Below are 17,865 nucleotides of genomic sequence, written 5' to 3'. Positions count from 1 at the left end.
GGTGTCGGGCGTCAGCGAGAAGGGCGCTTCGCGCAGGCCGAAGTATTCGAGATACATCACTGCGACGCGGCCCCCTGACCGTCACCGGTGACATCCGAATCCGGCAGGCGCTCGCGCATCTCGCGGATCTGATCGGACCAGTCGCCACCGCCATCGCCGGTGATCATCGGGCGCAGCAGGATCACCAGTTCGCTGCGGGAACTCGAATCCGCCTTCTGGCGGAACAGGCCGCCGACCAGCGGCAGATCACCCAGACCGCCGGGCTGGGCCCGGTTGCGGGTGGCCTGATCCTGCATCAGACCGCCAATGACGATGACCTGACCGTCCTTGGCGCGGACGACGGAATCGGATTCGCGCACCTGTGAGACGGCCAATGGCAGAGACTGCTGCTGGCCCGCGAAGGTAATGCTCTTCTGCTGGTCCGTGACCTCGCTCACGGTCGGATGCACGTGCAGGGTGATGCTGCCGGACTGCGATATCTGCGGCGTGACGTCGAGCGCGATGCCGGAGAAGAACGGCGTCAGATCGACGTCGACACTGCGCGTGCTCGTCGCGGCGGTGGTGTCAGTATCGGTCTGGACATCGGTCACGAAGAATTCGTCAGTGCCGACCTTGATGACCGCCTTCTGGTTGTTGAGTGTAGATACACGCGGGCTCGACAGGACCTGGACGTCACCCTGGGTATCGAGCAGACGGATGAGCGCCGCGAAGTCGTTGGCGCGCGCGCCGATCGCGAAAATCCCGCCGAAATCGAACGCGCCTCCGGTACCACCGGGGCTGGTGATCGAGGTTGGATCAAACGCACCACTGTCGGTGAGCACATCGGTCGTGCCCTGACTGATCGTGCCTTGGCCAGCAATCACCGCGTCGCCATTGGCACCGTCGCCCAGAGCCGCCCAGTTGATCCCGGTCTCGTTCGACTCGGACAGCCGGACCTCTAGGATTTTCGCCTCGAGCACGACCTGACGCTGGAGATTTTCCTCGGCGGCGCCGAGGTAGCCGCGGACGTCACGCAGTTCGCCCGGCATCGCCCGAACGACGACGAGGCCCGCCTGCGGATCGACGACCACGCTGCGGCCCTCGCCAGATCCGATGATGGAGCGGACGGTCTCTCGCAGCGTGCCCCAGAAGTTCGCCTGGGAGCTGGTTGCGATCCGGCTGCCCGGGTCCTGCGTCCGGCGGCTGCTGCCGCCGTTGTTGTTGCCGCTATTGCCGTTGGCGGGCGCGCTGGTGACCTCGCCCGATGCCACACTCATGTTCGATTCACCATCGCGGTTCACATTCAGGTAATCGACATAGAAGATCTGCGATTCCATGCGCGCGGGCATGACGATATAGCCCGTGGAACGGCGCTCGAATTCGTAGCCGTAAACGCGCCGGGCGATATCCATGACCTCGGGGATGGTCACATCCTTGAGTTCGAGGCTGATCTCGCCCTCGACGTCGGGATGGACCACCATGTTGTAAGGCGTCCCCTCGACGAGGCCCATGAAGAAGGCCCGCGCACTGGCATTCGTGACCGACAGGTCGAAGCGTTCGGTATCGCCGCCCGCGCTCGCCTTTTCGTCACTCAACTGTTCTTCCATCCCCGGCATCAGCGCCGCCTCGACATCCGCCGGCGTTTCCTCCGGTTCACTGGCGGCCGCCCCCTCGTCGAGGGCCTCACGGATCCGATCAAGCGTGGGTCCGCTTTCCGGCTCGCGCTCCATGGGACTGGCGCAGCCAGCCAGCAACAGGGTGGCGGCGAAAGCGGCGGCCAGCGGCCGGGTTCGCATACGGGTCGGGTTCATGGCCGTCGTCTCTCCGCGGTCATCGCGAGCCGGCCGCCGCATGGGCGCCGTCGTTTGCATCTTCATTATCGCTACTCGCGCTATGGTCGGGGCGGTCATTGAGCCGACTACCGGCTCGTTCGGACCTGCGTTCCGGGGCGCCGGATCGTGAACCGGTGCCCGTTGTATTCGAGGCGCGCGCTACCGCGCGTGACGCCGAGCAGGCGGGCACCACCGACGTACTCGCCGGGGCGCACGGCGCGGCCATTGATGATGGCCACGCGCCGGCCGTTCGACGTGAGGGTCGATGCAAGCGTCCATGCCGCTGCGTTGAAGCTGTTCGCTTCCGGCGCACTCGGCTCATTCCAGCCCGGTGGCATGAACGGATCATGCAGTTCCTCGTCTTCGGCCTGCGCGGGCATTGGGGCCACCGCGAGGGCCAGCACCGCCAACGCCGTATGCCACCAGGCCTTCCGGCCCCGCGGCGACGAGCCCTTGATGCGCCGAATCTCACACACCGATCCAGTCCTCCGCGAGGCTGAGTGTCGACAGCGACACGGTCGCACGCGCGGTCGGGTATTCACGCGTTTCGACGGTGATCGCTTCCCACTGGAACTGCCACTCCAGTCCCTCGAGCCGCTCCAGGTACGCGAGCAGCGCAAGATAACGCCCTTCGATCACGAGTTCGACATCATGCCGGTACACCCGCGGAATGCCATCGCCCTCACCGCTCGATTCACCGTTACCCGCTTGCTGCCCGGGCTGGGTAATCACGGGCGTCGGGCCGGCGTTGCGCAGTCGAACCAGCGAGACGTCCGCATCGGCGTTCACGACGTCGCGCAGCGCCCGCACCATCTGATCCGGCGAGATCAGGCGCGCGGTCCGCTCGGCCAGCACCTCGTCGACGGCGTCGATGCGCTGGCGGACGCGCTCGACCGCGCTCGTACCGGAATCGGCCTCCAGCCCGGCGATCCGCTCGTCGATCCCCGCGCGGCTGTCTTCGAGCGCGGCGATATCACCCTCGAGCTGCGCGACGGAATCCACGGCGACGGCCCGACGCTCGGCCAGCGGCGCCCGGAACAGCCCGTTCCAGGCGACCAGCACGACCACCGCCAGCGTCCCGGCCAGCAGCAGGCGCTCGCGGCGGTTGCGCTCGTCAATGCGCGTTGCCAGCACGTGCAGGGGATTGTTCGGCTTCATCCGTCGCCCTCCCTGCGGTCACTGGCCAAAAGGAAATCGAGGCGATCGCCGTCGTCGGTGCGATCGATCCGCATGGTGCGGAAACGGTAACCGCTGAACGACGGCTGCTCGGCTAGGCCGCTGAGGAACGATGGCACCGTCTCGGGATTCAGCGCGTGGCCGGCAATGCGCAGCTGGCTGCCGCCGCCGCGCAATTCGACCCGGGCCAGCCAGAGATCCTCCACGCGGTTGCGGGCCAGTGCCTGGAGATACACCGAGAAGCCCCCGCGCGTGCCGAAACGCCCTGACTCGAGGTATTCCGCCAGCCGCTGCTTGGCCGCGAGTTCAGCGCGCAGGCGCCGGAGTTGCTCGTCATCGTTCTGCTCCGCCTGCAGCGACTGCAGGCGTTGCTGTTTCTGATTCAGTTCGGCCTGGACGGAATCGCGCTCGCGCTCGAGCTCAGCGACGCGGGACTCGACCCCGCGGACCTGCCATACCTGACCCGCGCTGATCGCGGCCAGGATCGCGAGCAGGGCCATGATGCCGATGCCGATGTGCTTCGCGTCGAGCGGATCGGTCCGCCGGCGGAACTCGTCCAGATAGAGGTTGATCTGCTGGGTCATCGGCTCTTTTGTCCCTCGCGCAGGGCCGCGCCCACGGCGTGCAGGAGCTGCGCACCGACCTCCGGTGGCTCGGTGTCGAGCTGCACCAGATCCCCCAGGGCGAACGCGCGTACCGCTACGTTGCCGAGATTATCCGTGAAGTGTTCGCTCAGCACATCGATCGCGGGCCCCGCCGGATAGAGATAGAGTGCACCCAGTGGCGGCTGTGACAGCGCGCTTTCGAAATAATCGAACGAGCGCTGGACTTCGAGCAGGAGCGTCTCCCCCGTATCCTCGGCATCCTGTGCCAGCCCGTTCAGGCCGGCATCCAGGCCGCGTGCCAGGAACTGTTCGCCTTCACGGAACACGGTAATCAGCCCATCCTCCGCACCCAGCGCCAGCAGCGCGTGGCCACCCCGTGTTTCCGGCAGGCGCGCCGAGATGTTGCGCTGCACCAGTTCCGGGATGTCGATCGCCTCCAGCGCGAGGCCGGCCTCGGTGAGCTGCTCGATCCGTTCCGTGATCAGTGCACGGCGTGCGACGACCACGTTGATATTATGCTGCCCGCGCTGCGCGGAATCCGGTGGCGGAAACGTGTCGATCACCGCCTGATCGATCGGGAAGTCGAGCAGGTCGCGAACGCGCCAGGCGGCGGCCTGGCGCATCTCCGTGGCGGGCACCGCCGGTGCCTCCACCTGCACGACCTGGTACTCGCCATCCGCGATCACGCCGACGCCTCGGCATTTCTCGAGCCCGCTGTCGGCAATCCACGCGCCGATGCGCTCGGCCACCGAGGCCTCCGAAGTCAACGGGATATGGGCCGCATGCGTCAGGCGTGGCGGTGCGTCGCGCCCGCCACCGCGTACGGCGGCGAGCGCAACGCCGTCGGTGCCATAGGCCACGCCGACGGTGGTTCCCGATTTCGCCTTGCGCCTGTTCAGCAGAGACCGCACTTTCGTCTTCCCGCTCCCGTTGCGGCCCGGCCGCTGCTTCGCGCCGGACCCTTTATGAACTGCCAGGCAGATCAGGTCAAATCATGAACTTACCGCACATTGTGCTGTTTCAGCCTGAAATTCCGCCGAATTCCGGCAACATCATCCGCCTGTGCGCCAACACCGGTGCGCCGCTGCACTTCGTGCACCCGCTGGGCTTCCGCCTGGAGGATCGTCGGCTGCGCCGCGCTGGCCTCGATTACGCCGAATTCGCGCGCGTTCACGAACACCGCGATCTGGACGCCTGCCTGGACACGATCCGGCCGGCACGCGTGTTCGCGTTGACGCGTAATGGCGAAACCAACTACGCGACGATCCCCTTCGGCCCGGACGATGCACTGCTGTTCGGACCGGAGACCCGTGGTCTGCCGTCGACCGTGCTGGCGGACATCCCCGCCGCACAGCGACTGCGCATTCCGATGCGTCGCGGGTCCAGAAGCATGAACCTTGCCAACTCTGTTGCGGTGGTAATATTCGAGGCGTGGCGGCAGGGGAACTTCGAGGGTGCGGTGGCGGAATGATCGGGCACCGCCGGGGTGCCCATCGGTACAATCATGCACCGCCATGCGGGATTTCTTCTTTCGGATCACGATCCAGCAGGGCCTGTACCGCGGCCGCCGGGGCCAGATCCTCATACAGCACGGCGTGGACCTGCTCCACGATCGGCATATCCACACCGTAGCGCGCGGCCAGGGCCTTGGCGGCCCGTGCGGTCCGGAGACCCTCAACGGCCTGACCGATCTCCTCGCAGGCCGCCTCCGGTGACAGGCCGCGCGCCAGCGCGAGACCGAGGCGCCGATTGCGGGACTGATCATCGGTGCAGGTCAGCACGAGATCACCCATCCCGGCGAGTCCCATGAAGGTCTGCGGCAACCCGCCCATCGCATGCCCGAGCCGCATCAGTTCGGCGAGTCCGCGCGTGATGACGGCGGCCCGGGCGTTGGCCCCGAAACCGAGACCGTCGGTGGCCCCGCAGGCGATGGCGAGCACGTTCTTGAGCGCGCCGCCGAGTTCGACGCCGACGACATCCGGGTTCGAATAGGCTCGCATGCCGGCGCCGTGGAACCAGGTAACCGCACGGCCGGCGAACTCGGCGTCGGTGCTGGCGACGGTCAGGGCGGTGGGCAGTCCGGCGACGACCTCACGCGCGAAACTCGGTCCGGAGACGAGACCATGCGGGGGTGGATACGTGCACTCGGCCGCGACAACCTCGTGCATCAGCGCATGCGTATCGGGCTCGACACCCTTGCAGGCCCAGAGGAAGGGGCGTGCCTGCGCCGCCTCCGGGTCCAGATCAGCGACCATGCGCAGCATGGCGCGGAAGGTATGGCTCGGGGTCGCGTAGAGGAGCGCGTCGCTGCCGCTGACGGCCTCGGCGAGGTCGGTGGTCGCGTAAATGCCTTCGGGCAGGGTCAGATCCGGCAGATAGCGCCGGTTCTCGCGCCGGTCGCGGATCGCCGCGACGTTGTCCGCATCCCGGCCCCAGAGGGTGACGCCGAGGCCATTACGCGCGAGGGCGGCGGCCAGGGCGGTGCCCCAGGCGCCAGCGCCCAGGACGGCGATACGGGTGGCGGGGGCGGGGTTCATGTCGCTCTACGTGCGTTCTGGTCAGTGGGCCGTGTCGGTCGAATCGGCTGCGGCACCGCCGGCGGCGTCGCCATCGCCACCCTGTTGGCGGGCCCGCTGCTGCGCATAGACCACGTCGAAATTGATCGGCTGCAGAACCAGCTGCGGCAGACCGCCCTTCTGGACCAGATCACCCACGGCCGCCCGGGCGTAGGGATAGAGGATGCCAGGGCAGTAACTGCCGAGCATATGCTCGAATTCCTCGCCCTCGAAACCGGCGATATCGAACAGGCCCGCCTGTTTCAGTTCGACCAGGAAGGCCGTGCGCTCACCGTGCTGCGCGGTGACGGTTACACCAAGGACGATCTCGTGCAGCGTATCGCCGACCTGATTGTGCTCGGTATTGAGCTGGAAGCTGATCTGGGGCTGCCAGTCGCTGCCGGAGCCGAAAATCCCGGGCGCGGCGGGTGACTCGAAGGATACGTCCTTGAGATAGAGCTTCTGGATCTGGAAACGGCGGCCGCTGTCGGCCCCTGCCTGCTGTTCTTCGCTCATGGTGCCTGTGGTCTCCGCCGTCACCACCCGTTTCCGGGTGTCGATTTTATGACACTTGGTGCCGCCCGCTCATCTCCGCGCCGCCTTGCCGGCGCGATGCGCCCGGTTCAGCTCTTCGCGCGCTCGTCTTTCTGCGGCTTTTTCTTCTTCTTTTGACCGCCGGAACCGCTCTTGCGCGAACCGCTGCCGGTCTCCACCGGCAGTTCCGCCTTGCGCCATGCCGGCATACCGCCCTCGATGGAGTGCAGCCGGGTGAACCCGTTTTTCGCCAGTTCCTTCGCGGCGCGTTCCGCGTCGAGCCCGCCCTCGTCATAGAGGATGACAGGGTATTCGCGCAGTTTCTCGAGCTGTTTCAGGTGACTCGAGACTTCACGCGACGGGATGGAGCGCGCGCCCGGCACGTGCCCCTGCTCGAACTCCTTCTGTGCACGGGTGTCGATGAACACGGCGTCTTCATTGTTGCTCAGCCGGGTCGCCCGCGCGGGCGACAGCGGCTGCGTCGTGCGGCGCGCACGCTGCACTTCGAGGACCACGATCATGGTCACGGTCACGGCGAGCGCCACGAACATCAACGGATGATTGGCGACGAATTCGGGGATACGTTCCATGAGGACTCACGTGTTGGGTGACGCGCCAGCGCCCGGTTGAATGGCGCGGGAGTATACGCCGCGGCCGCAGCAGCGCAAAACCCCGCAGCGGCGGGTGAGAGGAGCCTGCCACTCGCCTACAATACGCGCCATGCGCCGCCCCCGCTTGCCGTCTTTCCTGCTCCCGCTCCTGGCCCTGGCACTCCTGCCGGCGCCCGGCGTCGCGGCCGATGAGGCCGAGACCCGAGCCCGTCTCGAGGAACTGCGGGAACGGATCGATGCCGTCCAGGGTGATCTGCGCGAGGAGCGTGAACGCCGCGATGAGGCCAGCGCGACACTCGCCAGGCTCGAGCAGCGCATCGGCTCGATCGCGAACCGGATCGACGATCTCGATACCCGGATCGACCGGAGCCGGCGGCGCCTCGACCAGCTCGAAGCCAGGCGGCGCGAGCTGGTCGAGTCACTGGAGGGCCACCGGGATACACTGGCGGAGCAGTTGCGGGCGGCGCACCGATTCGGCCGCCAACCGGCCCTGCGTCTGCTGCTGCGCCAGGACAGTCCTGGCACCCTGGCCCGCGCACTCGGCTATTACGGGTATTTCAATCGCGCACGGCTGGGCGCGATCGATGAGGCGCGATCTCTGATGGACAAGATCGCGGGGGTGACTCAGGACGCGCGCGCGGCCCGCGAAGAACTGGCAACCGCGCGCGAGGGCCTCGAGAGCCAGCGGGCCAGGCTGGAACAGGCGAGCGCTGAACGACGTCAGGTCGTCGAACGGCTGCAGGCGTCCATCGCCGAGAAGGGCGATGAACTGGAACGCCTGCAGGCGAGCCGGGAACGGCTTCGGGAGCTGCTCGAGAAACTCGGCAATGTCATGGATGACATCCCCGGCGCGCCGCTGGAGGAACGACCGTTCGACACCCAGCGCAATGCCCTGGACTGGCCCGCGGGGGGTGATCTGCGCGTCCGGTACGGGAGCGAACGCGCCAGCGGCCGCACCCGGTGGCGGGGTCTTGTGATCGACGCCGCCGCGGGCGAGCCGGTGCGAGCCGTCTATCATGGCCGGGTGGTGTTCGCCGACTGGCTGGAAGGGTTTGGCCAACTGCTGATCGTCGACCATCAGGACGGGTGGCTCAGCCTGTATGGCTACAACCGGCAACTGCTGCGCTCGACCGGGGACTGGGTGGCCCCCGGCGAGGCGATCGCCCGGGTCGGTGCCTCCGGGGGTCAGCGCGAACCCGGCCTGTACTTCGAGATCCGCCGCCAGGGCCAGCCCGTGGACCCGATGGATTGGCTCGCCGCGCGCTGATTGTGCCTATGGGGCGCATCCCCATGCGCCGCGCCGTCGAAATCGCGTGTTAGACTTGAAATCATACTCGTGTTCAATACCGGCCGCCCCGGAGATCCCGCATGGCCCACCCGACCCGCAAACTCTTGCTGGTACTCCTCGGTACCGTGCTCGGCGCCACCCTGACCCTGGGGCATGCCGTGCTGGCGCAGGACGAAGACCGCAGCGCCGCCGAGGAACTGCCGCTGGAGCAGCTGCGCACATTCACGGACGTGTACTCGCGCATCAAGGACAACTACGTCGAGGAAATCGACGACGACCAACTGCTGGAATACGCGATCGAAGGCATGCTGAACGGCCTTGATCCGCACTCGTCGTACCTCAACCAGGAGGCGTTCCGTGAACTGCAGATCGGGACCCAGGGCGAGTTCGGCGGCCTTGGCATCGAGGTGACGATGGAAGACGGCTTTGTCCGGGTGGTCGCGCCGATCGACGGGACGCCCGCGGCGCGCGCCGGGATCCAGGCGGGCGATCTGATCGTCCGGCTCGACGACAAGCCGGTGAAGGGAATGACCCTCAACGACGCCGTGCAGAAGATGCGCGGGGAGCCGGGTACGGATATCGAACTCATGATCGTGCGCGACGGCGAGGACAAGCCGATCCGGGTCACGATCACGCGCGACACGATCGAGGTCACCAGCGTCGATTCGCGGATGCTTGAACCGGGCTACGGCTACCTGCGGGTTTCGCATTTCCAGACCAACACCCAGCAGGCAGTCGATGAGGCCATCCGCGGCCTGAAAGACAAGGCGGAAAACGGCCTCCGGGGACTCGTGCTCGATCTGCGCAACAACCCGGGCGGCGTACTCTCGGCGGCCGTGAGCGTCTCCGACACGTTCCTCGAAGACGGGCTGATCGTCTACACCGAGGGCCGCGTCAAGGATTCGAAACTACGTTACAGCGCGCGCCCCGGTGACGCGATCGACGGCGCACCGATGATCGTGCTCGTGAACGAGGGCTCGGCCTCCGCGTCGGAGATCGTCGCGGGTGCGCTGCAGGATCACGAGCGGGCGCTGGTGGTCGGTAAACAGACCTTCGGCAAAGGCTCGGTGCAGACGATCCAGGACCTGTCGAATGGCGGCGCACTCAAGCTCACGACGGCGCGCTACTACACGCCGGACGGGCGCTCGATCCAGGCGGAAGGGATCGAGCCGGACATCGCGACCGGGGCATACAGGCTCACCTCGATCAAGGATGAGGGCGTCGGCGCGCTGACGGAGGCGGATCTGGCCCAGCACCTGACCAACCCCAACGGGGAAGACAAGGACGATGCGGCCAAAGACGAGGATGCGGACTCCGGCGACGGGGAGAACGGCGATCTCGCGACCAGCGATTACGAGCTCTACGTCGGTCTCAACGTGCTCAAGGCCCTGAGTATCTTCGGCTCGAAGTAACGGCGTGGCGGTGCGGCGCTGGGGTCCGCTGCTCCTGACGCTGGCGCTTGGCATCAGCCAGGCGGCAGCGGCCCCGACCGCCGCGCTGATCATCGACGATCTCGGGCACAATCGCGAGAGCGCGCGGCGCGCTCTCGCGCTGCCACCCCCGTTCGCGGTGGCGATCCTCCCCCACGCACCGTACACCACCGCCATTGCCCGGGCCGCCAGGCGAGCGGGTACCGACATCCTCGTCCATATGCCGATGGAGACCGAACGCGGTCCTGCCGCACCCCATGCGCTGCTCGCGGATATGGATGAGAGCACCCTGCGCGCGCGCCTGGGGCGCGCCGTCGATTCGGTCCCCGGGGCCGTCGGCGTGAATAATCACCAGGGCAGTGGCCTGACGACACGGGCTTCAGTCATGGATGTCGTCATGCGGGAACTCGCCCAACGGTCGCCGCCACTGCTGTTCATCGACTCCCGCACGACGGCCGCCACGGAAGCCGAAGCGGCTGCGCGGGACGCGGGTATCGCCGTCGCCCGCCGGCATGTGTTTCTCGATCACCGGAAGGGCACGGACGCGATCGAGCGGGCGACCGAGGCCTGGTTCGCGCGCGCCCGCGAGACCGGGTGCGCGCTCGCGATCGCGCACCCGCGGCCGGATACGATGCGGGTGCTCGAACGCCGGCTATCGCGTGCGAATGGGATCGAGCGCGTGGACCTGGCGACCTACATCGAACGCTGCGGGACTCCCGCCACTGGAGACACGAAATGGCGCGTATCCTCATCCCCATCGCCAGCGGCTGCGAGGAACTCGAAGCCGTAACCCTGATCGACCTGTTCCGGAGGGCGGAATTCGAGGTCGTTACCGCCGGACTGGAGGAGGGCCCGGTCACCTGCAGCCGCGGGGTCGTCCTCGTCCCCGATACCACACTGGCCATGGTGGCCGCCGAATCGTTCGACGCCATCGTGCTGCCCGGCGGCGGCCCCGGTGCCGACCGGCTGCGCGAGGACGAACGCTTGATCGATATGCTCAACCGGCACCGCGAGGGCGACGGCTGGCTCGGCGCGATCTGCGCCGCGCCGGGCGTGCTCGCCGCCCACAACCTCCTCGGTCCCGGCCCGGTGACCGCCTTCCCCGGGGCGCTGGAACCCTACGGCATCGAAAGCAGTGATGCGCCGATCGAGATCGACGGCCACGTCGCGACCTCACGCGGTCCGGGCACCGCCATGGACTTCGCGCTGGAGCTCATCGAACGGCTGGACTCGCGCGAACGGCGTCGGGAAGTCGAGGCGCGGCTGCAGCGGTAGGCTTCGGGCTTTCTTCAGGGCGCCAGGAACAAGGCGGGATCACGCAGAGCCGCAGAGGGCGCAAAGTAAATAAACCTTTTGAACCATATTTCGAAAATCGGGCGACATGGAAATGCCATGAGCGTTTAGCCCAGTATCGATTTTCTTTCAGACTCTGCGCACTCCGCGGCTCTGCGTGATTCATCTTTTTTGGGGGCTCGCTGTCGCCCCTCGCGTCGTGGCGAGAGAACCAGCCAGGCTTGGATGACCTCGCCCGGGGCGCTGCGCGCATTCGAGCGGACCGCGGGCAAGCCCGCTCCTACAAAGGAATTTCTCTGCGCCCTTCGCGTGCTCCGCGCCTCTGCGTGAAAACCGTCGGCTGGCTACTCAACCGTCACCGATTTCGCCAGGTTGCGCGGTTTGTCCACGTCGGTGCCCTTGAGGACCGCGACGTGGTACGCCAGCAGCTGCAGGGGCACGGTGTAGAGGACCGGATCGGTGAGGTCGGTGCCGCTGCCCGGTACGCGGATCACGCGGTCCGCGGCCTGCAGCGACACGCGAACGTCGTCACCCGCGAATACGATCAGGCGGCCACCGCGCGCGCTGACTTCCTGCAGGTTGGAAGCGAGTTTCTCCACCAGCGCGTCATTGGGCGCGATGGCCACTACGGGCATGTCCTCGTCGACCAGGGCGAGCGGGCCGTGCTTGAGCTCGCCGGCCGCGTAGGCCTCGGCGTGGATGTAGGAGATCTCCTTGAGCTTGAGCGCCCCCTCCATCGCGATCGGATAGTGTATGCCGCGCCCGAGGAACAGGGCGTGGCGTTTGTCGACGAACAGCTCGGCGAGTTCCGCGATCTCGGCATCGAGCTCGAGGACACGTTCAATCCGCCCGGGCAGGCCGATCAGGTCTTCCACGGCGGCGCCTTCGCCTTCCGCGTCGCCGGTTCGCCGAGCGAGGACGAGGGTGAGCATCGCCAGCGCGGTCAACTGGGTGGTAAAGGCCTTGGTGGATGCGACGCCGATCTCCGGGCCCGCACGGGTCATCGCCACCAGGTCGGCCTCGCGCGCCAGCGAGGATTCCGGCACGTTGCAGATCGCCATGGTCGCGGCGTAACCGAGACGTTTGGCCTCGCGCAGCGCGGCGAGGGTATCGGCGGTCTCGCCGGACTGGGAGATCGCCACGAACAGCGTACCCTCGGGCACGACCGGTTCTCGATAGCGATACTCGCTGGCGATCTCCACGTTGACCGGGATCCGCGCCGTGCGCTCGATCGTGTAGCGCGCGACCATCGCGGCGTGGAAACTGGTGCCGCAGGCGACGATATGAACACCGCTGATGCGCGGCAGCAGTTCCGTTGCCTGATAACCGAAGGCGGCGTCGAGGACGCGGCCATTGGCGGTGCGTTCTTCGAGGGTATCGCCGATCGCGCGCGGCTGCTCGAAGATCTCCTTGAGCATGTAATGGCGGTAGTTGCCACGCTCGACCGCATCGGCGGTCAGTTCGGACTCGTGCTCCGCACGCTCGACGCGCTGCCCGGCGCTGTCAAAGATCCGGACCTCGGTGCGGGTGACGTCGGCGACATCGCCCTCTTCGAGGAAGACGAAACGGCGGGTTACGGGCAGGAGGGCCGCCACATCAGAGGCGACGAAGTTCTCGCCGATCCCGAGCCCGATCACGACCGGGCAACCCCTGCGCGCGACCACGATCCGCCCGGGATCCTGGCGGCTCAGCGCGGACAGGGCATAGGCACCATCAAGCTCGGCGACCGTCGCCTGCACCGCCTTGAGGAGATCGCCGCCGTTGCTTCCGGCCTGCTCGTGGATGCGGTGGCAGACGACCTCGGTATCGGTGTCCGAGGTGAATTCGTAACCGGCGGTCTCGAGTGCCGCCCTCAGGACGGCGTGGTTCTCGATAATGCCATTGTGCACGAGTGCGAGGTCGTCACCGGACAGGTGCGGATGTGCATTGCGTTCATGCGGCACACCGTGGGTCGCCCAACGGGTGTGCGCCACGCCCGTATGACCGCGGAGCGGATGCTGCTCGAGGGTCTGCTCGAGCGCCTCGACCCGACCGACCGCACGCTGGCGCACCAGCCGTCCCTCATCATCGAGCACGGCGATACCGGCGGAGTCGTAGCCTCGGTATTCAAGGCGCCGCAGGCCTTCGAGCAACAGGGGTATAACGTCGCGCTCAGCGACCGCGCCGACAATGCCGCACATGATGATCTCCCTCGGAATTCAGCCGGCGGCATCTCGCCCTGCCGACGGCGGTTCTACCGCGTCCGGTTTTTATAGCAGACCGCGGCGGAAGCGCCACGGCGCGCCCCGCCCGGCGGCTACTCCGACGATTTGTCGTCGGGCCCCGCGTCGCGGTCGGCTGGCCGCGTCCAGCCTTCGATCGTACGCTGGCGGGCACGGCCGACCGTCAGGCGCTCGGGCGGTGCATCGCTGGTCAGGGTCGTGCCGGCGCCGACGGTGGCGCCGTCACCGATGGTAACCGGCGCCACGAGTTGGCAATCCGAACCGATGAAGGCGCGCTCGCCGATCACGGTCCGGTGTTTGCGGTAGCCATCGTAATTGCAGGTGATCACACCGGCGCCGATGTTCGACTTCGGCCCGACCTCCGTATCCCCGACGTAGGACAGATGATTGATCTTGCTGCCGGCACCCAGATCGGTGTTTTTCGTCTCGACGAAATTCCCGACCTTTGCCGCCTCGCGGAGGCGACTCCCCGGTCGCAGGCGCGCGAAGGGGCCGACGCTGCAGCCGCGGCCGATCTCCGCGCCCTGGAGGACACTGTGGGGCTCGATCACCGCGTCATCGGCCACGGTGGTATCCCGCAGCACGCAGTGGGCACCGATGCGCACGCCGGCGCCGAGCCGGACATCACCCTCGAAGACGCAGCCCACATCGATCGTGGTGTCGCACTCTGCGTGCAGATTCCCGCGGATATCGATCCGGCCCGGATCGCGCACGGAAACGCCGGCTGCCATCAGTTCCTCCGCCAGCCAGGCCTGCCAGGTCCGTTCAAGTGCGGCGAGCTGGGTGCGGCTGTTCACGCCGCGCACTTCCCACTCGTGGTCGGGCTGGACGGCCGCGATCGTCCCACCGGCGCTGGCGACGCGCCCGATGACATCGGTGAGATAGTATTCGCCCTGGGCATTATCCCGGTCGAGCGCGGCGACGTGCCGCGCGAGCGGCCCGGTCCGCATAGCGAGCAGGCCCGTGTTGATCTCGGTGAGCGCCCGCTCTTCGGGACCCGCATCACGCTCCTCGACGATGCGGCTGACGTTCCCGTTCGCGTCGCGGACGATCCGCCCGTATCCGGCGGGATGGTCGACATTGACGGTCAATAGGGACAGGTCAGTGCGGTGGGCAGCCTCGACGAGCGCCTCGAGTGTGGCGCGTTGCGGCAGCGGCACGTCGCCGTAGAGGACGAGCGTGGTGTCGTTGGCGTTCAACCCGCCCAGCGCCGACGCCACGGCGTCGCCGGTACCGCGCTGCTCCGGCTGGAGGACGGTCTCGACGCCTTGCGGTACGGCCGCTCGCACGGCGTCGGCGCCGTGCCCGACCACCACGCGCACACGGTCGGCACCGAGCAGGGCAGCGCGGTCGAGCACATGCTGCAGGAGTGTGCGGCCCGCGAGATCGACCAGCACTTTCGGGCCGCGGGACCGCATCCGGCGGCCTTCCCCGGCCGCGAGCACGATGACGTTCAGGCCCATCAGGGGATGCCTCGGCGCAATGGCAGCGGCCGCCGGCCGGCCCGGCGGCCCGCGTTACTGTCGTACCGGTACGCGGTAATCAGGAGCGTTGCCGGCGCAGTTTCCGGATCGTCTGCAGCTGGGCGGCCGCCTCCGCGAGTTCCGCGCGGGCACGGGCGTAGTCGTATTCGTCCTGCTGCTGCGAAATCCGCTCGGCGGCCTTGCGGCGCGCTTCTTCCACCGCCGCCTCATCGAGATCATGCGCACGGGCGGCGCTGTCCGATAGCACCGTCACCACATACGGCTGGACCTCGAGGATCCCGCCGGAGACGTAGATGATCTCCTCTTCACCGCTCTCGGTCTTGACGCGGACGTCACCGGGGATGAGGCGCGTCACCAGCGGCGTATGCCGTGGTGCGATGCCGACTTCGCCGAGTTCGGCCGGTGCGTGCACCATCGTCGCCTCGCCCGAGTAGATCTCGGACTCGGCGCTGACGATGTCGACGTGAATGGTCGTGGCCATGACGTAACCTCCTTACTGGAGTTCCTTGGCCTTTTCGACGGCTTCGTCGATCGTGCCCACCATGTAGAACGCCTGTTCCGGAATGTCGTCGTATTCGCCCTCGACGATACCCTTGAAGCCGCGGATCGTCTCCTTCAGCGAACAGTACTTGCCGGGCGCGCCGGTGAAGACCTCCGCCACGAAGAACGGCTGCGACAGGAAGCGCTGGATCTTACGGGCGCGGTTGACGCTCTGCTTGTCCTCGTCGGACAGCTCGTCCATGCCCAGGATCGCGATGATGTCCTTCAGTTCCTTGTAGCGCTGGAGGGTCATCTGGACGTCACGCGCGACATTGTAATGTTCCTGACCGATCACGAGCGGATCGAGCTGGCGGCTGGTCGAATCGAGCGGGTCGACTGCCGGATAAATGCCCTGCTCGGCGATCGAGCGTGCCAGCACGACGGTGGCGTCCAGATGCGCGAAGGTCGTCGCCGGGGACGGGTCCGTCAGGTCGTCGGCCGGCACGTACACGGCCTGGATCGAGGTAATCGAGCCGGTCTTGGTCGAGGTGATGCGCTCCTGGAGCATGCCCATTTCCTCGGCCAGCGTCGGCTGATAGCCCACCGCTGACGGCATGCGGCCGAGCAGCGCCGAGACCTCGACACCCGCCAGCGTGTAGCGGTAGATGTTGTCGATGAACAGCAGCACGTCACGCCCTTCCTCACGGAACGCCTCGGCCATGGTCAGGCCGGTCAGGGCGACGCGCAGGCGGTTACCCGGCGGCTCGTTCATCTGGCCGTAGACGAGCGAGACCTTGTCGAGGACGTTCGACTCGGTCATCTCGTGGTAGAAGTCGTTGCCCTCACGGGTCCGCTCACCGACACCGGCGAACACGGAGTAGCCCGAGTGCTCGATCGCGATGTTGCGGATCAGCTCCATCATGTTGACGGTCTTGCCGACGCCGGCACCGCCGAACAGACCGACCTTGCCACCCTTGGCGAACGGGCAGAGCAGGTCGATGACCTTGATACCGGTCTCGAGCAGTTCCGCCGCACCGGCCTGTTCGTCATAGCTCGGGGCCTTGCGGTGGATGGCCCATTCCTCGTCGGCGCCGACATCACCCTTCTCGTCGATCGGCTCGCCGAGGACGTTCATGATGCGGCCAAGGGTCTTCGTGCCGACCGGCACGGAGATCGGTTTGCCCGATGTGCTGACGCCCATGCCGCGACGCAGCCCATCCGAAGAGCCCATCGCGATGCAGCGCACCACGCCGTCGCCCAGCTGGGCCTGCACCTCGAGGACGAGTCCCCAGTCATCGACGTTCAGTGCGTGGTAGACCTTTGGCACTTCATCGCGCGGGAACTCGACGTCGATCACGGCGCCGATGACGGATACGATCGTTCCGGAGCTCATGTTGGTTTCCTCTGACAAATCGTTATACGGAAAAAGCCGCTGGCGTCGCCTGAATCGGTCCGATCAGCCCGAAACGGCCGCTGCACCCGAGACGATCTCGGTCAGCTCCTGTGTAATCGCGCCCTGGCGCGCCTTGTTGTACTGCAACTGGAGATCCTCGATGAGGTCCTCGGCGTTGTCCGAGGCACTCTTCATCGCGATCATCCGGGCCGCCATCTCGCAGGCGATGTTCTCGACCACGCCCTGGTATACGAGCGATTCGATGTAGCGCTGCAACAGCGCGTCGAGGACCTCGGCCGCCTCCGGTTCGTAGATGTAGTCCCAGTGCCGCTCGCGCAGAGCTTCCAGTTCCTTCTGTTCGTCCCGATTGGCCGCGCTTTCGGACGGATCCGGCGGATCCAGCGGCAGCAGGCGACGGACGGTCGGCTCCTGGGTCATCGTGTTGACGAAGCGGTTATGCACCAGGTGGAGTTCCTGGATCCGGCCTTCGTCGTAGGCCTCGAGCATCGCCTTGATCGGGCCGATGACATCCGATAACCCCGGCGTATCGCCGAGCCCGTCGACTTCGGCATCCACGTTCGAGCCCGTGCGCTTGAGGAACTGGGCACCCTTACGGCCGATCGCCGCGGTTTCGATGGTGACGCCTTTTTCGTGCTGGGCCTGGAAATCGCGGATCAGGCGCCGGAACAGATTGACGTTCAGGCCGCCGCAGAGACCGCGGTCCGTCGTGATCACGACATAGCCCACCCGACTGACCGAATCGGCGGCCACCAGGTACGGATGCGGGTATTCCGAATTGGCGTACGCCAGGTGCCCGATCACGTTGACCATCTTGTCGGCGTAAGGCCGCGTGGCGGCCATACGGTTCTGGGCCTTGCGCATCTTGGATGCGGCGACCATTTCCATCGCGCGGGTGATCTTCTGAGTATTCTGGATACTCGAGATCTTGCCGCGGATTTCCTTTGCACCGGCCATCGTGCGCT

18 protein-coding genes are annotated in these 17,865 nt (G+C 66.8%); 5 read left to right on the top strand and 13 right to left on the bottom strand.

The annotated features are described in order from the left end of the window. Window positions 1-56: 56 nt before the first annotated feature. The 5 genes from mshL to pilM all read right to left on the bottom strand — a co-directional run bounded on the left by mshL (window position 57) and on the right by pilM (window position 4,503). Window positions 57-1,790, bottom strand: a complete 1,734-nt coding sequence (gene mshL / locus A0W70_RS13670; RefSeq protein WP_070989715.1) for a pilus (MSHA type) biogenesis protein MshL — start codon at window positions 1,788-1,790, stop codon at window positions 57-59. A gap of 107 nt (window positions 1,791-1,897) precedes the next feature. After that, complete coding sequence (locus A0W70_RS13665) at window positions 1,898-2,287, bottom strand: hypothetical protein (protein ID WP_070989571.1); 390 nt, start codon at window positions 2,285-2,287, stop codon at window positions 1,898-1,900. Next, window positions 2,280-2,969, bottom strand: a complete 690-nt coding sequence (locus tag A0W70_RS13660) for a hypothetical protein (RefSeq protein ID WP_070989569.1) — start codon at window positions 2,967-2,969, stop codon at window positions 2,280-2,282. The genes A0W70_RS13665 and A0W70_RS13660 overlap by 8 nt, the downstream gene beginning before the upstream one ends. After that, window positions 2,966-3,571: a PilN domain-containing protein gene (locus tag A0W70_RS13655; RefSeq protein ID WP_070989567.1), complete on the bottom strand. Its 606-nt coding sequence runs from the start codon at window positions 3,569-3,571 to the stop codon at window positions 2,966-2,968. The genes A0W70_RS13660 and A0W70_RS13655 overlap by 4 nt, the downstream gene beginning before the upstream one ends. Beyond that, a complete protein-coding gene (pilM, locus tag A0W70_RS13650; protein WP_139150882.1) occupies window positions 3,568-4,503 on the bottom strand; it encodes a type IV pilus biogenesis protein PilM in 936 nt (311 codons plus the stop codon). Before pilM ends, A0W70_RS13655 begins: the two co-directional genes overlap by 4 nt. Window positions 4,504-4,586: 83 nt before the next feature. On the opposite strand from pilM, the gene A0W70_RS13645 reads away from it, so the two are divergent. Then, window positions 4,587-5,063, top strand: a complete 477-nt coding sequence (locus tag A0W70_RS13645) for a tRNA (cytidine(34)-2'-O)-methyltransferase (RefSeq protein ID WP_070989563.1) — start codon at window positions 4,587-4,589, stop codon at window positions 5,061-5,063. Between the two features lie 31 nt (window positions 5,064-5,094). Here A0W70_RS13645 and A0W70_RS13640 read toward each other — a convergent pair whose 3' ends face one another. The 3 genes from A0W70_RS13640 to A0W70_RS13630 all read right to left on the bottom strand — a co-directional run bounded on the left by A0W70_RS13640 (window position 5,095) and on the right by A0W70_RS13630 (window position 7,271). Then, window positions 5,095-6,129: an NAD(P)H-dependent glycerol-3-phosphate dehydrogenase gene (locus A0W70_RS13640; RefSeq protein WP_070989561.1), complete on the bottom strand. Its 1,035-nt coding sequence runs from the start codon at window positions 6,127-6,129 to the stop codon at window positions 5,095-5,097. Window positions 6,130-6,150: 21 nt separating this feature from the next. Continuing rightward, window positions 6,151-6,663 carry a protein-export chaperone SecB gene (gene secB, locus A0W70_RS13635; protein WP_070989559.1) on the bottom strand — a complete coding sequence of 171 codons (513 nt, stop codon included), beginning with the start codon at window positions 6,661-6,663 and terminating at the stop codon, window positions 6,151-6,153. 107 nt (window positions 6,664-6,770) lie between these two features. Then, complete coding sequence (locus tag A0W70_RS13630; protein WP_070989557.1) at window positions 6,771-7,271, bottom strand: rhodanese-like domain-containing protein; 501 nt, start codon at window positions 7,269-7,271, stop codon at window positions 6,771-6,773. 130 nt (window positions 7,272-7,401) lie between these two features. Here A0W70_RS13630 and A0W70_RS13625 point away from each other — a divergent pair, with 130 nt between their 5' ends. The 4 genes from A0W70_RS13625 to A0W70_RS13610 all read left to right on the top strand — a co-directional run bounded on the left by A0W70_RS13625 (window position 7,402) and on the right by A0W70_RS13610 (window position 11,285). Next, entirely contained in the window at window positions 7,402-8,559 is a 1,158-nt protein-coding gene (locus A0W70_RS13625) for a murein hydrolase activator EnvC family protein (protein ID WP_070989555.1), read from the top strand. A gap of 101 nt (window positions 8,560-8,660) precedes the next feature. Beyond that, window positions 8,661-9,992: a S41 family peptidase gene (locus A0W70_RS13620; protein WP_070989553.1), complete on the top strand. Its 1,332-nt coding sequence runs from the start codon at window positions 8,661-8,663 to the stop codon at window positions 9,990-9,992. Window positions 9,993-9,996: 4 nt separating this feature from the next. Further along, window positions 9,997-10,800 (top strand): divergent polysaccharide deacetylase family protein, encoded by an 804-nt coding sequence (locus tag A0W70_RS13615; protein WP_070989551.1) that lies wholly within the window; start codon window positions 9,997-9,999, stop codon window positions 10,798-10,800. Continuing rightward, window positions 10,746-11,285 (top strand): DJ-1 family glyoxalase III, encoded by a 540-nt coding sequence (locus A0W70_RS13610; RefSeq protein WP_070989548.1) that lies wholly within the window; start codon window positions 10,746-10,748, stop codon window positions 11,283-11,285. Before A0W70_RS13615 ends, A0W70_RS13610 begins: the two co-directional genes overlap by 55 nt. 362 nt (window positions 11,286-11,647) lie before the next feature. Here the strand turns inward: A0W70_RS13610 and glmS are convergent, their stop codons facing one another. The 5 genes from glmS to atpG form a co-directional block, all read right to left on the bottom strand. Continuing rightward, a complete protein-coding gene (gene glmS, locus A0W70_RS13605) occupies window positions 11,648-13,483 on the bottom strand; it encodes a glutamine--fructose-6-phosphate transaminase (isomerizing) (protein ID WP_070989547.1) in 1,836 nt (611 codons plus the stop codon). A 116-nt stretch (window positions 13,484-13,599) separates the two neighbouring features. Continuing rightward, entirely contained in the window at window positions 13,600-14,988 is a 1,389-nt protein-coding gene (gene glmU / locus A0W70_RS13600) for a bifunctional UDP-N-acetylglucosamine diphosphorylase/glucosamine-1-phosphate N-acetyltransferase GlmU (protein ID WP_070989545.1), read from the bottom strand. A 79-nt stretch (window positions 14,989-15,067) separates the two neighbouring features. Next, window positions 15,068-15,490, bottom strand: coding sequence for a F0F1 ATP synthase subunit epsilon (locus A0W70_RS13595; protein ID WP_070989543.1), 423 nt, complete (start codon window positions 15,488-15,490; stop codon window positions 15,068-15,070). A gap of 12 nt (window positions 15,491-15,502) precedes the next feature. Continuing rightward, a complete protein-coding gene (gene atpD, locus A0W70_RS13590) occupies window positions 15,503-16,882 on the bottom strand; it encodes a F0F1 ATP synthase subunit beta (RefSeq protein ID WP_070989541.1) in 1,380 nt (459 codons plus the stop codon). 63 nt (window positions 16,883-16,945) lie between these two features. Next, window positions 16,946-17,857 (bottom strand): F0F1 ATP synthase subunit gamma, encoded by a 912-nt coding sequence (gene atpG / locus A0W70_RS13585; protein WP_070989539.1) that lies wholly within the window; start codon window positions 17,855-17,857, stop codon window positions 16,946-16,948. Window positions 17,858-17,865: the final 8 nt, after the last annotated feature.

The organism is Halofilum ochraceum (genome assembly GCF_001614315.2).
Lineage (GTDB): Bacteria > Pseudomonadota > Gammaproteobacteria > XJ16 > Halofilaceae > Halofilum > Halofilum ochraceum.
This window is presented reverse-complemented; position numbering and strand designations above follow the sequence as displayed.

Excerpts from the sequence above, each read along its gene's own strand:
- A0W70_RS13655 (WP_070989567.1), bottom strand. The coding sequence starts at position 3,571 with ATGACCCAGCAGATCAACCTCTATCTGGACGAGTTCCGCCGGCGGACC.
- secB (WP_070989559.1), bottom strand. The coding sequence starts at position 6,663 with ATGAGCGAAGAACAGCAGGCAGGGGCCGACAGCGGCCGCCGTTTCCAG.
- A0W70_RS13630 (WP_070989557.1), bottom strand. The coding sequence starts at position 7,271 with ATGGAACGTATCCCCGAATTCGTCGCCAATCATCCGTTGATGTTCGTG.
- mshL (WP_070989715.1), bottom strand. The coding sequence starts at position 1,790 with ATGAACCCGACCCGTATGCGAACCCGGCCGCTGGCCGCCGCTTTCGCC.
- A0W70_RS13645 (WP_070989563.1), top strand. The coding sequence starts at position 4,587 with ATGAACTTACCGCACATTGTGCTGTTTCAGCCTGAAATTCCGCCGAAT.
- A0W70_RS13620 (WP_070989553.1), top strand. The coding sequence starts at position 8,661 with ATGGCCCACCCGACCCGCAAACTCTTGCTGGTACTCCTCGGTACCGTG.
- atpD (WP_070989541.1), bottom strand. The coding sequence starts at position 16,882 with ATGAGCTCCGGAACGATCGTATCCGTCATCGGCGCCGTGATCGACGTC.
- A0W70_RS13660 (WP_070989569.1), bottom strand. The coding sequence starts at position 2,969 with ATGAAGCCGAACAATCCCCTGCACGTGCTGGCAACGCGCATTGACGAG.
- atpG (WP_070989539.1), bottom strand. The coding sequence starts at position 17,857 with ATGGCCGGTGCAAAGGAAATCCGCGGCAAGATCTCGAGTATCCAGAAT.
- A0W70_RS13610 (WP_070989548.1), top strand. The coding sequence starts at position 10,746 with ATGGCGCGTATCCTCATCCCCATCGCCAGCGGCTGCGAGGAACTCGAA.
- glmS (WP_070989547.1), bottom strand. The coding sequence starts at position 13,483 with ATGTGCGGCATTGTCGGCGCGGTCGCTGAGCGCGACGTTATACCCCTG.
- A0W70_RS13595 (WP_070989543.1), bottom strand. The coding sequence starts at position 15,490 with ATGGCCACGACCATTCACGTCGACATCGTCAGCGCCGAGTCCGAGATC.
- A0W70_RS13640 (WP_070989561.1), bottom strand. The coding sequence starts at position 6,129 with ATGAACCCCGCCCCCGCCACCCGTATCGCCGTCCTGGGCGCTGGCGCC.
- A0W70_RS13625 (WP_070989555.1), top strand. The coding sequence starts at position 7,402 with ATGCGCCGCCCCCGCTTGCCGTCTTTCCTGCTCCCGCTCCTGGCCCTG.
- glmU (WP_070989545.1), bottom strand. The coding sequence starts at position 14,988 with ATGGGCCTGAACGTCATCGTGCTCGCGGCCGGGGAAGGCCGCCGGATG.